10 protein-coding genes and 1 other annotated feature are annotated in these 12985 nt (G+C 40.4%); of the genes, 3 read left to right on the top strand and 7 right to left on the bottom strand.

Annotated features, from left to right (window positions below; genetic code table 11):
* Positions 1-333: 333 nt before the first annotated feature.
* The 3 genes from clpB to rluD form a co-directional block, all read right to left on the bottom strand.
* Entirely contained in the window at positions 334-2907 is a 2574-nt protein-coding gene (gene clpB, locus AC3Z9T_RS20320; RefSeq protein ID WP_490127895.1) for an ATP-dependent chaperone ClpB, read from the bottom strand.
* Between the two features lie 125 nt (positions 2908-3032).
* Entirely contained in the window at positions 3033-3767 is a 735-nt protein-coding gene (gene yfiH / locus AC3Z9T_RS20315) for a purine nucleoside phosphorylase YfiH (RefSeq protein WP_490127894.1), read from the bottom strand.
* Positions 3767-4744, bottom strand: coding sequence for a 23S rRNA pseudouridine(1911/1915/1917) synthase RluD (gene rluD / locus AC3Z9T_RS20310; RefSeq protein WP_490127893.1), 978 nt, complete (start codon positions 4742-4744; stop codon positions 3767-3769). Before rluD ends, yfiH begins: the two co-directional genes overlap by 1 nt.
* A 138-nt stretch (positions 4745-4882) precedes the next feature.
* On the opposite strand from rluD, the gene bamD reads away from it, so the two are divergent.
* The 3 genes from bamD to pheA all read left to right on the top strand — a co-directional run bounded on the left by bamD (position 4883) and on the right by pheA (position 7754).
* Positions 4883-5614 (top strand): outer membrane protein assembly factor BamD, encoded by a 732-nt coding sequence (bamD, locus tag AC3Z9T_RS20305; protein ID WP_490127897.1) that lies wholly within the window; start codon positions 4883-4885, stop codon positions 5612-5614.
* 349 nt (positions 5615-5963) lie between these two features.
* Positions 5964-6293 carry a ribosome-associated translation inhibitor RaiA gene (raiA, locus tag AC3Z9T_RS20300; protein WP_070926476.1) on the top strand — a complete coding sequence of 110 codons (330 nt, stop codon included), beginning with the start codon at positions 5964-5966 and terminating at the stop codon, positions 6291-6293.
* Between the two features lie 141 nt (positions 6294-6434).
* Positions 6435-6556: a sequence feature (Phe leader region), on the top strand.
* Positions 6557-6581: 25 nt separating this feature from the next.
* Entirely contained in the window at positions 6582-7754 is a 1173-nt protein-coding gene (gene pheA, locus AC3Z9T_RS20295; protein WP_490127892.1) for a bifunctional chorismate mutase/prephenate dehydratase, read from the top strand.
* A gap of 61 nt (positions 7755-7815) precedes the next feature.
* Here pheA and AC3Z9T_RS20290 read toward each other — a convergent pair whose 3' ends face one another.
* The 4 genes from AC3Z9T_RS20290 to rplS all read right to left on the bottom strand — a co-directional run bounded on the left by AC3Z9T_RS20290 (position 7816) and on the right by rplS (position 12943).
* Positions 7816-9366 carry a methyl-accepting chemotaxis protein gene (locus AC3Z9T_RS20290; protein WP_490127891.1) on the bottom strand — a complete coding sequence of 517 codons (1551 nt, stop codon included), beginning with the start codon at positions 9364-9366 and terminating at the stop codon, positions 7816-7818.
* Between the two features lie 418 nt (positions 9367-9784).
* Positions 9785-10906: a bifunctional chorismate mutase/prephenate dehydrogenase gene (gene tyrA / locus AC3Z9T_RS20285; RefSeq protein ID WP_490127890.1), complete on the bottom strand. Its 1122-nt coding sequence runs from the start codon at positions 10904-10906 to the stop codon at positions 9785-9787.
* A 14-nt stretch (positions 10907-10920) separates the two neighbouring features.
* Positions 10921-12015 (bottom strand): 3-deoxy-7-phosphoheptulonate synthase, encoded by a 1095-nt coding sequence (locus AC3Z9T_RS20280; protein WP_490127889.1) that lies wholly within the window; start codon positions 12013-12015, stop codon positions 10921-10923.
* A 574-nt stretch (positions 12016-12589) separates the two neighbouring features.
* Complete coding sequence (gene rplS, locus AC3Z9T_RS20275; RefSeq protein WP_047757186.1) at positions 12590-12943, bottom strand: 50S ribosomal protein L19; 354 nt, start codon at positions 12941-12943, stop codon at positions 12590-12592.
* Positions 12944-12985 lie beyond the last annotated feature (42 nt).

Here is a 12985-nt window from a genome sequence, read left to right as displayed (position 1 = left end):
GCGTATATTACGCTTTCCTCATCGAGAGTCAAGCTTTTTTTTTCGCTTATTCTTTTCAGAATCTCTCGCTGCCTTAGCTGTGCCTTTTGGGCTTGCCATCACATTTCGTGTCGGCTCATCGTCGGTCAGTGGAGGCGCATTATAGGGAGTCAGAAAAATCTAGCAAGTGTTTTTTTGAAAAAAATTGACAACCGATTAACTTTTATACTTTACGCCTATTTTTATAGCAAAAATAACCGTTTTGGCACTTTTTAATAGCAAAAAAGCGATTAGTTATAAAAAAGGCGGCCATTATAAGGCCGCCTCTAATTTTATAACTTTAAAACTGACTCATTACTGCTTAGCAATAATTTCATCATTTTCGACATCCAATACAACTGGTTTGCCAGGAATGAGCTTGCCTGACAATATTTCTTGCGCCAGCGGGTTTTCAATTTCTTGCTGGATAGCACGTTTCAATGGGCGAGCACCAAAAATTGGGTCAAAGCCTGCTTCACCAATTTTTTCTAATGCCGCAGGTGTTGCGCTTACTTCATAACCATGCTCTTCCAGACGTTTATACAAACGACCTAGCTGGATATTCGCAATATTAGTGATCTGTTCTTTACCTAATGGATGGAACACAACCACTTCGTCGATACGGTTGATAAATTCAGGTCTAAAGCTATGTGCAACAACTTCCATTACCATATCTTTCATTTCTGAATAACCAATAGTACCGAAACGCTCTTGGATCAAATCAGAACCAAGGTTTGATGTCATGATAATAACAGTATTACGGAAATCGACTGTACGACCTTGACCATCAGTCAAGCGTCCATCATCCAATACTTGTAATAGAATATTAAAAACATCTGGATGCGCTTTTTCAACTTCATCCAATAAGATTACAGAGTATGGGCGACGGCGAACCGCTTCAGTCAAATAACCACCCTCTTCGTAACCGACATATCCTGGAGGCGCACCAACCAAACGGGAAACTGAGTGTTTCTCCATAAATTCAGACATATCAATACGAACCATTGCATCATCACTATCAAACATAAAGTTTGCCAGTGCTTTACATAGCTCTGTTTTACCGACCCCTGTTGGCCCTAAGAACATAAATGAACCGATTGGGCGATTTGGATCTGATAAACCTGCTCGGCTACGGCGGATCGCATTCGATACCGCAACAACGGCTTCATCTTGACCAATAACACGTTGGTGCAATTGTTGCTCCATACGTAACAGTTTTTCTCTTTCGCTTTCCAACATACGAGAAACAGGGATACCAGTCCAACGAGCCAGTATTTCTGCAATTTCAACATCCGTCACTTTATTACGCAGAAGTTTCATACTTTTACCTTCTGCTTTTGTGGCGGCTTCTAATTGCTTTTCTAGCTCTGGAATGCGGCCATACTGTAACTCAGACATTTTAGCTAAATCGCCACTACGGCGAGCTTTGTCCATTTCGTAGCGTACATTTTCTAGCTCAGCTTTAATATGCTGTGTACCTGTTAATGAGGCTTTTTCTGCTTTCCACTCTTCTTCTAATGAAGAATATTCACGCTCTTTTTCTGCTAGTTCTTCTTCCAGCATATCAAGACGTTTTTTACTTGCATCATCAGACTCTTTTTTCAGCGCTTGCTGTTCCAATTTGAGCTGAATAATACGGCGCTCTAAACGGTCAAGCGATTCAGGCTTAGAATCCATTTGCATACGCAAACTCGCACCAGCCTCATCAATCAAATCGATGGCTTTATCTGGTAACATACGATCTGTAATGTACCGATGCGATAAAGTTGCGGCAGCGACGATCGCAGGGTCAGTAATTTGTACATGGTGGTGCAACTCGTAGCGTTCTTTTAAACCACGCAAAATTGCAATGGTATCTTCAACACTAGGTTCAGCAACATAGACTTTCTGGAAGCGGCGCTCTAAAGCCGGATCCTTTTCTATATATTGACGATACTCATCAAGCGTTGTTGCCCCCACACAGTGTAACTCACCACGCGCTAACGCAGGTTTCAACATATTACCCGCATCCATAGCACCGTCAGCTTTACCTGCGCCAACCATGGTATGTAATTCATCAATGAACAGAATGACATTACCTTCTTGCTTAGCAAGGTCATTCAATACGCCTTTCAAACGCTCTTCAAATTCACCACGGAATTTCGCACCTGCAATTAGCGCTCCCATATCGAGGGATAACACACGTTTATTTTTTAGTCCTTCAGGAACTTCACCATTAACAATACGTTGTGCTAACCCTTCAACGATGGCGGTTTTACCGACACCTGGCTCACCAATTAATACAGGGTTGTTTTTTGTACGACGTTGCAATACTTGAATAGTACGACGGATTTCTTCATCACGCCCTATCACTGGGTCTAATTTACCTTGTTCTGCACGCTCAGTTAAATCAACGGTAAATTTCTTTAAAGCTTGGCGCTGGTCTTCAGCGCTTTGGTCATTCACTTTTTCTCCACCACGCATCTGTTCTATTGCCTTATTTAAGTTAGCTTTATTTACACCGGCTGCTTTAAGCATATCCGCTAGTGATGTATTCGCTTCTAAAGCAGCAACAAGAAATAATTCAGAGGAGATAAATTCATCTCCATTTTTTTGTGCAAGTTGATCACATAAATTTAAGTGACGGATCAAATCACTGGATGGCTGCACATCGCCAGCAGTACCCTGTACCTGAGGTAAACGGGCAAGAGCCTCTTCAATTTTCTGCTTAAACTGTACTGCATTCACACCAATCGTGGTCAAAAGAGGACGAACAGAGCCGCTCTCTTGATTAAACAGTGCGCTTAATAAATGAATAGGTTCAATAAACTGGTTTTCGCGCCCAAGGGCTAATGACTGGGCGTCAGCGAGAGCTTGCTGGAATTTATTAGTTAAACGATCCAGACGCATAACACCTCCAATAAAATGGAATTAAAATTGCTTCTGGTAAATAGATGAGGTCTATTTTTACTTATTCAAGTTTACATCTCAATTATTTTAGTGATATCAGTTAATTTGGAATAATTCACTAACCATTAGTTATTTATCCATATCAATGAGGCCATACGCCCCGTTTTACCCTCACGACGATAGGAAAAAAATCTGTTTTTATCACTTACGGTGCAAAATGAACCGCCGTAAATGGATGAAATTCCCGCTGCTTGTAATTTTTTTCGCGCCAACAAATAAATATCAGCTAAAAATTTTTCGCCATAACGCACGAACCCAGATGCCAAATCAGCCGATTGTTTAATAAAGGCTTCTCTTACCTCTGCGCCGACCTCAAACTTTTCAGGACCAATTGCAGGGCCTAACCAAGCTATGATTTCACTTTCTGGGCATGAAAATTGGGCAACCGTGTTCTCAAGTACACCATCACATAAGCCACGCCAACCTGCATGTGCAGCAGCAACCTCTTGGCCGTTTTTACTACAAAAAAGTACAGGCAAACAATCTGCAGTCATGATGGCACAAACTTGTCCCACCTGATTAGTATAGACTGCATCAGCTTGATTATTTTCCCAACTTCCGTTGTTTAAACACAAAACCTGTGTGCCATGAACTTGTTGCAGCCACACAGGTTGTTGTGGCAAGCCAGCAAATTTCTGTAATAAATGACGATTTTTACTGACTAACACAGGGTCATCATCAACATGATCACCTAAATTTAAGCTATCAAACGGCGCTAAGCTCACACCACCAAGACGTGTCGTGCTACAGCTAGATACATTTTTTGGTTGTGGCCAGTCAGGAAAAATCAGTGATTTCATTACCAGTCCATATTATCTTTATGTAGTTGATAGTCTGCCTTTAAGGCTTCGATAAGTTCGACCATATCATCAGGTAAAGGCGCATGCCACTCCATTTGGATCCCTGAAATTGGGTGATATAAACGCAACATAGTGGCATGTAGCGCTTGACGATCAAACTTACGCATCACTTCTAAAAACTCTTCACTCGCACCTTTCAATGGACGAGGACGGCCACCGTATAATGGGTCCCCAATAAGAGGATGATTAATATGTGCCATATGCACACGTATTTGGTGGGTTCTTCCCGTTTCTAAACGCAAGCGCAAACGAGTATGTGCTCTGAAATGTTCCATAATACGGTAATGGGTTATAGCAGGTTTCCCCATAGGGTGCACTGCCATATGAGTACGTTTTGTTGGATGCCTAGAAATAGGCTCTTCAACCATACCACCAGCCGTCATTCTACCCACGGCAACCGCTTCATATTCACGCGTGATTTCACGTAACTGTAATGATTCAACTAAGCGAGTTTGCGCTGGAACGGTTTTCGCAACCACCATCAAACCTGTTGTGTCTTTATCAAGACGGTGGACAATCCCTGCTCGTGGTACATCCATAATTTCAGGATAGCGATACAATAATGCATTTAGGATAGTTCCATCGGGGTTACCAGCACCTGGGTGAACAACTAAACCACGCGGCTTGTTGATAACTAAGATGTCGTCATCTTCATAAACAACGTCCAATGGAATATCTTGTGGCTCCCAACGATTGTCTTCTTCAATCAGCGCATCGACTAAAATTTGTTCGCCACCTAAAACTTTTTCCTTTGGCTTATTGATAACTTTCCCATTAACCTGCACTCTATCATCTAAAATCCACTCTTTTATACGAGAACGCGAATAATCGGGGAACAATTCCGCTAAAGCCTGATCTAAACGTTGACCGAGCTGTGATTCAGCAACAGTTGCATTAAGTTGTACTTGTTGAGCCATAAATTAATCTACTTTTTTAGTGTTTGTATTTTGACGGCGAGGCCGTTTTATTTAAAATATATGCTATTGTAACTCGAATTCTGCTGGGAGCCTTACGGATAGTCTCCCTCGAAACACTCAGAGGATAACCAACACGTGATAATACGTATGAAATATCTGGTGGCTGCTGCCACGTTGAGCCTGGTACTCACCGGATGCTCCAGCAATAATGAAATCAGCCCTGATAGCACCCCGGCTGAAATGTACAGTGTTGGCCAGCAAAAGTTGCAGGATGGTAACTACAAAGCAGCCATCAAGCAATTGGAAGCGTTAGATAACCGCTATCCATTTGGCCCATACGCCCAACAAGTACAATTAGATCTGATTTATGCTTATTATAAATCAGCCGAGCTACCAATGGCGATAGCAGCAATTGACCGTTTTATGCGTCTAAACCCAACCCACCCAAATATTGACTATGTACTTTATATGCGTGGCTTGACTGCAATGGCACTTGATGACAGTGCGCTGCAAGGCTTCTTTGGCATCGACCGCTCAGATAGAGATCCTCAACACGCTCGAGTGGCCTTTAAAGACTTTAGCCAGTTGGTACGTTACTATCCTAACAGCCTCTATGCTAACGATTCCAGCAAACGTCTTATCTATTTAAAAGATCGTTTAGCACGCTTTGATCTTTCTGTGGTTGAATATTACAACAAACGCGGTGCTTATGTCGCGGTTGTCAATCGAGTTCAACAGATGTTAAGGGATTACCCAGATACAGAAGCCACACGAAATGCATTAAAATACATGGAGATAGCTTACAATCAAATGGGGCTTAATGCAGAAGCAAATAAAGTTGCTAACTTGATTACCGCTAATAGCAATTAATCAAGAAGTCGAATTGAGAAACGGCAGCTCCGGCTGCTGTTTTTTATGGAAATTCAAGATAGATTAAATATCACCACATTGATTTTTCAGGCTATTTTCTATTATTTACTCATACATCAAATTTTAGCCCAAAGACAGTACCGACTATTAACCGTATTGATAGTCAACTTTTTCAGTTTGGCCCAAGAAGTTCAACTTGGCAATCTCTTTCCCCCTCTTTTTTATTCCAAATCACAGTTCAGATTGTGTGGAAGCACTGCATTCATCAAGTGTGATCTGGGTCAATTTTTTTAACCGAATAGTCGGTATTCTGAATACATCAAAGACGGAAACAATGAGAGGTAACTATATGATAGTGAACATAACTAGCAAACAAATGGATATTACCCCCGCTATCCGAGATCACATTGAGAGCCGTCTGACCAAACTCGACAAATGGCAAGTCTCTTTGATTAATACACATGTTGTATTATCAAAAGAACCACAAGGCTTTATGGTGGATGCCAATATTAAAACTGCTACAGGTAAACTGGTTGCAAGCGCCAAACATGAAGATATGTATGTCGCAATCAATGAATTAATTAACAAACTCGAAAGACAACTTAATAAAGCACAACACAAAGGAGAATCAAGAAGGGCCAGCAATAGTGTAAAAGAAGCGAACCTTGTTACGTTATAATTTTATATTATCTACAAACTTATCTTGAAACCTTGCCAACGCGCCCATCATGGGCGCGTTTTTAATGGTTCAACGTCTTTTTTGTTGACATCGAGCTTACTATCAGTTCTATTTAAGAGAACACTAAGCAATTGTGGTATTGATTATGAATATGAATTTTGGTTTCTTTTCTTTCTTTAGCTACTCCTACTAAGGGGCTTTTGTCGTTCGAGAAATAAAAGAAGACAAGATTTAAAGCCCCTCTAAATAGGGGCTTTTTTATTCACTGATGTTTTAAGGGTAGGTAGGATGGATAACAGCACTAATTTACTGAAAGTACGTGAAAAAATCAGCCAATTGGACAGTGAACTTCTTGGCCTACTGGCTAAGAGGCGCGGCTATGCCGTCGAAGTTGCACAAACAAAACTTGAAGATAGCCGCCCAATCCGAGATAAAGAACGTGAACGCCAGCTACTGGATGTTTTGATCGACAAAGCAAAACCATTGGGCTTAGATGGTTTTTATGTCACTAGACTATTTCAAATGATCATTGAGGACTCTGTCCTTACACAGCAAGCTATCCTACAACAGCATCTCAATTTAACACCAAGTGATTCAGCACGGTTTGCCTTTTTGGGTCCAAAAGGCTCCTATTCACACATCGCAGCCCGCCAGTATTCTGCTCGTCATTTTGACCAACTCGTTGAGTGCAGTTGCCATAAGTTCCAAGACATTTTTTCTCTTGTTGAAAGTGGTCAAGCTGACTATGGTATTTTACCGATTGAAAATACCAGTTCAGGGGCTATCAATGATGTTTATGACCTATTACAAAATACGACATTATCGATCGTTGGTGAGATCCGCCTACCTATCAACCATTGCTTACTCACATCCTGTACGACGGATCTCAGTAAAATAGATACCGTTTATAGCCACCCTCAACCTTTCCAACAGTGTAGCCAATATTTATCTCAGTACCCTCACTGGAAAATTGAGTATTGCGACAGTACCTCAACAGCAATGCAAAAAGTGGCTCAACAAAATTCACCTAATGTTGCGGCTCTTGGCAGCGAAGCAGGTGGAGCGCTATACAATCTACAGGTGCTAGAGCATAGCCTAGCTAACCAACAGATCAATATGACACGGTTTATTGTTGTCGCACCACAAGCAATTGAAGTCACAGAGCAGGTTCCAGCTAAAACAACACTACTTATCACTACGGGTCAACAAGCAGGGGCTCTGGTGGATGCATTGGTTATCTTAAAAAATAATCAGATCATCATGAGCAAGCTAGAATCGCGCCCAATTAATGGTAAACCTTGGGAAGAGATGTTTTATATTGATGTACATTCCAACCTTCGTGCTGACAATATGCAACAAGCTCTTAAAGAGCTATCTGCTATCACTCGCTCTTTTAAAATATTAGGTTGTTACCCATCAGAAAATATTGTGCCTGTTGAACCTGAGAAGATTACCCCTTAATGACTAATATATAAAAGCCAGTTACTCAACGAACTGGCTTTTATTGATATCAAATTTTCAATTAGCGCATTGAAAAATCAACACGAAAATAATTAGCTAATTGTTTAAGATGCAATGCTTGCTCATTCAATGATGCGGCGGCGGCAACAGATTCCTCAACCAAGCTAGCATTTTGCTGTGTTGTTGCATCCAATTGACCAACAGCGCTATTAATTTGTAGGATCCCCGCGCTTTGTTCATGGCTTGCTTGTCCTATCTCTTGCAAACGCTTATCCATCTCTTCAACATTTTTGACCATACCATGTATTTGTTTCTCTACATTCTCAACTAACTCCATCCCCTCTTTCGTTTCTGTTAGTGAGTTTTCAATTAACACTCGAATATCATTGGCTGAATTAGCACTCTTTTGAGCTAAGAGCCGCACTTCCCCTGCAACAACAGCGAAACCACGACCATGTTCACCCGCCCTGGCCGCTTCAACAGATGCATTCAATGCAAGGATATTCGTTTGAAAAGCAATAGAATCGATTAAATTAATAATATCTGTCATTTGACTCGATGATGCATTGATTGCTCTCATTTTGTCCGTCACTCTATTCATCATTTTGCCATTATTCGCCACAACGACAGCGGTATCAGCAGCAAGCTGAGTCGCTTGATGAGTATGTTCAGCCGTGTTTTGTACTGTTGATGTAATTTGCTCCATCGAACTTGCAGTCTCTTCGACAGAAGTGGCTTGTTCCTCTGTTCTTGCCGCTAGATTTTGATTGCCTGCAACAATTTGCCCAGCGGCCGCTGAAATGCTTTCAGAGCCATTTTGGACTTCTTGTACAATCTCTAATAAGCGCTTTTTCATTTCCTGCAAGGCTTGTAGTAACGCCCCAGTTTCATCATGGTATTTGATTTCTACATGTTGTGTTAAATCACCTGCAGCAATAGATTGAGCAAAACAGACAGCTTTACCCAATGGCCGAGTAATTGATTGAGCAATAAACCATCCCATCACACCACCAATAGCAATGCTAATCAGCGCTAATATCATTAGGAGAAATTTATTAACATTGTAATCATCATCAACAACAATACCCGCTTCCTGCATTTTTTGATTTTGTACCGCAATGAAGTTTTGTATTTTTTCGCGATATTCACGTTGGATCGCAGATGTTTTGTTCATCATTTCATCAATAGCGGCACTGCGATCACTATTAACCAAAAATTCATTCAACCGAGATTGCGATCGAAGAAAGCGATCTCGAACATCATGGATCTGTTCTAACACAGCAATTGACTGGGGATCTGTTGCGTGGTCATCAAGCTCTTGCAGTAGTTGTACAACATCAGCACTAATTTTACTTAACTCACCTCGACGTCTTCCGCTATCTCTATCATCCAGCAAAATCAGTTCTTGTATACCAATGTAAGAATAAAAATTATCCATTAACTGATTGGCTTTAACCGTCATTGGATAATCTTTATAAATAATAGTCTGGATACCTTCATTCGCTCTATTTAGACTAATTAGAGAAAATGCTGAACTCAACAACATAAGTAAAATAAAAAAAGCAAATGCACTGGATAGCTTCAGACCAATTTTCATATCTTTCAGAGACATAGATTCCTCACCGATCAATAAATCATTTTATGAGCATTAATATCGGTAAATAATCAACTAACTTTATTATCAAAATCGATCAATTTATAAATATTCAACTTGCTAATAGATTAAAAAAAACAAAGATAGAATTAATCACTAAATTCATTATAACAATCAATATATTGATTCAATAAATGCAATAATAAGTAAAACAATCTGTATATAGTAAAAAGAGAATTATTACTTAATAATTTTGTTTATATACTTTAAATAATTCATAGTACAACTAGCCGATAAGAGAATGAGTCGCGGGGCGCATAAAGTAAGTATATGACTAACACGAGTGGACATAGTCAACAATGCTGCAACTTGAAGTATGACAGTCACATGCTTTTGAAAGGAAATATAGCCCCAATTTGGGGCTATAAAGGAAGAACTATTTACGATTATCGTTAGCTCTTTGCAACAAAGATTGGCTTTCTTTCATAAAGTGGTGAGCATCTTCACCGAACCAATCGCTCACTTTATTGAACTGCTGTATAAACTCGGCTTTATCCTTACGTTCCAACATCTCAATCGATTCGCCAAATAATTGATAGTAACGACGGATCAATTCAATATTTTCATCTGATGCCATAATAATGTCCGCATACAGCTGAGGATCTTGAGCAAACAAACGTCCAACCATCGCAAGCTCTAAACGATAGATCGGAGACGACAGATCAAGCAACTGTTGGAGATCAACATGCTCTTTTGCTAAATTTTGGCCATAGGTAAAAGTAGTAAAATGACGTAACGCCTGAATAAAACTCATATTGCGATCATGGTCATCTGCTGAGATTTTTTTCAAACGAGCACCCCAAACTTGCAATTGTTCAAGGAACCACTGATAAGACTCACTTTCTCTTCCGTCGCAAAAAGCAAAAACTTGTTTCGCAACACTGCCAACATCAGGGCCAAACATAGGATGCAAACCAAGAACGGGGCCTTCATGTACAGTAAGCATCGCCTCTAATGGCTGGCGTTTTACTGATGCAATATCGATGAGGATCGTTTCTTTATCCAGTTTAGGCAGCTTATGAATAACATCTACCGTAGAATGTATTGGCACACTAACAATAATGGCACTGGCACCTAATACAATAGATTCAGCTTGAGGCCAGTCTTGCTCATCAAGGGTTTTTACTTGATAACCCGACAAACTGAGCAGACGGTTAAATAACCGCCCCATTTTACCATCACCGCCTACAATAACGATTGGGCCGGCATCAGGCTTCAATGTTTTAAAACCTTTGTCATTTTCGCGCGCGTAGGATTCACGCATAATACGACGAAGGATATCTTCAATTAAATCAGCGGGGATCCCCATACGCTCAGCCTCTTGGCGGCGGGCAGCCAACATACTTGACTCCCGCTCAGGCACGTAAATGGGTAAACCATGCTGACTTTTGACTTCACCAACTTCAGCCACCAGCTGTAAGCGTTTAGCCAACAAATCTAATAAAGATTTATCAACCTCATCAATTTGTTCTCTAAGATGAGATAATTCAGCAGACATACCTATACCTTGTATTAACTCGCAATCTCAAATTTCTCTGCGCGCTCTTCAAGCACCGGTAATAACGCTTGATGAAGCTTACGCAGCACCGCTTCTGTTGTTTCCCAATCAATGCAGGCATCTGTTACTGACACACCATATTTCATCGCATCACGTGGTTGCTCTGATGTTTGGTTACCTTCATGTAAATGGCTTTCTAACATAATACCGGTTATTGATTGATTTCCATTAGTAATTTGTTCAATTATTGAATCAACAACTAATGGCTGACGACGATAGTCTTTATTTGAATTGCCATGGCTGCAATCCACCATCAATGATGGCTCAAGCCCTGCCTTTTTCATTTCGGCTTCACAAGCAGCAATATCTTCAGCACTGTAGTTTGGCGTTTTGCCACCACGTAAAATAACATGTCCGTTATCATTACCTTTTGTATGTAATAAACTGACCTGACCAGACTGATTGATACCCATAAATCTGTGTGGCATTGATGCAGCCTTCATCGCATTGATTGCAGTCGATAAGCTACCATCCGTACCATTTTTAAACCCTACTGGCATTGATAAACCCGAAGCCATTTCACGGTGAGTTTGTGATTCCGTAGTTCTAGCACCAATTGCAGACCAGCTGAACAGATCGCCTAAGTACTGAGGATTGTTTGGATCTAAAGCCTCAGTAGCCAGAGGCAATCCCATATCGACTAAATTGGTTAAGAGATCACGCGCAATATGCAACCCGGTTTCCATATCAAATGAACCATCCATTGATGGATCACTGATTAAACCTTTCCAACCCACCGTTGTACGAGGCTTTTCAAAATAAACACGCATCACAATATATAAACTGTCGTTCAGTTCAGCAGCAAGTTTTTGTAAACGCTGGCCGTATTCAATCGCCGCATCAACATCATGAATAGAACAAGGACCACATACCACAAGTAAACGCGGGTCACGTTGATGAATGATATCAGCAATCGTTTTACGTGAAGCCGCGATGGCATGCAGGTTGTTGTTACTCAGAGGAAACTTCTGTTTCAGAGCTTCAGGTGTAATTAAAACCTGTTCATCACGAATATTCACATTATTGAGTACATCTTTTTGCATGATCATTTTTATTACCTACTTAACTGTTTATATATTGTTTTGTGCGTTAGCTATTAACATACCATGAGACGTAAAGATTACAATCCATTAATGTAAAATAAATACAGAATCGTAAATAAAAATGAACATCAATTTAATGTACTGATAATTAAAAAATTATAAATAAAACAACCTTTCAGTGACGCTCAAAAAACATACAAAAAATAAATTGATGTAATTTTTTATTTACAAAAAGACAGTAAAAATCAATTTTAACGATAAAATTAATAATATTTTAATGAACAAAAGAAAAGAATTACCAAAGAAATGCAAGCGACATACTCTAAATAGTTCAAGTTGTAGCTAGGCGGCAAGCGAGCGAGACGCTAGGAGCATACATAAGTATGTGACTAGTGCGAGTGAACTTAGCTAACAACGCTACGGCTTGAAATATGACGAGTATGTAAGTATGTGATAAGTCGTGAGTGAACACAGCCAACAACGCTACGGCTCGAAATATGACGAGTATATGGGAAAAATATAAAGGCCCGTGCTAATAAGCACGAGCCTTGTATATAACTTTCGGATGTGCGAAAGCGTATTATTTGGCGTTCAGACGCTCTTTAATACGAGCTGCCTTACCAGAACGCTCACGCAGGTAGTACAGTTTAGCTCTGCGAACGGCACCACGACGTTTAACAGCGATGCTATCTACGACTGGTGAGTGAGTTTGGAATACACGCTCAACACCTTCGCCGTTAGAAATTTTACGAACAGTGAATGCAGAGTGCAGACCGCGGTTACGAATAGCGATAACCACGCCCTCAAATGCCTGCAGACGTTTTTTAGAGCCTTCTACGACCCATACCTTAACTTCCACAGTATCACCCTGACGGAATGAAGGTACGTCCTGCTTCATCTGCTCTTGTTCAATTTGTTTAATAATGTTGCTCATAATAATTCTCTTACCCTAGGTAAACTGATATATGTTAGACAA

This window comes from Providencia sp. 6390, assembly GCF_058148425.1.
This window is presented reverse-complemented; position numbering and strand designations above follow the sequence as displayed.

Bases quoted from the DNA above. Each gene is read 5' to 3' on its own strand.
- pheA (WP_490127892.1), top strand. From the start codon at position 6,582: ATGGATAACAGCACTAATTTACTGAAAGTACGTGAAAAAATCAGCCAA.
- AC3Z9T_RS20290 (WP_490127891.1), bottom strand. From the start codon at position 9,366: ATGTCTCTGAAAGATATGAAAATTGGTCTGAAGCTATCCAGTGCATTT.
- tyrA (WP_490127890.1), bottom strand. From the start codon at position 10,906: ATGTCTGCTGAATTATCTCATCTTAGAGAACAAATTGATGAGGTTGAT.
- yfiH (WP_490127894.1), bottom strand. From the start codon at position 3,767: ATGAAATCACTGATTTTTCCTGACTGGCCACAACCAAAAAATGTATCT.
- AC3Z9T_RS20280 (WP_490127889.1), bottom strand. From the start codon at position 12,015: ATGATCATGCAAAAAGATGTACTCAATAATGTGAATATTCGTGATGAA.
- rplS (WP_047757186.1), bottom strand. From the start codon at position 12,943: ATGAGCAACATTATTAAACAAATTGAACAAGAGCAGATGAAGCAGGAC.
- rluD (WP_490127893.1), bottom strand. From the start codon at position 4,744: ATGGCTCAACAAGTACAACTTAATGCAACTGTTGCTGAATCACAGCTC.
- raiA (WP_070926476.1), top strand. From the start codon at position 5,964: ATGATAGTGAACATAACTAGCAAACAAATGGATATTACCCCCGCTATC.
- clpB (WP_490127895.1), bottom strand. From the start codon at position 2,907: ATGCGTCTGGATCGTTTAACTAATAAATTCCAGCAAGCTCTCGCTGAC.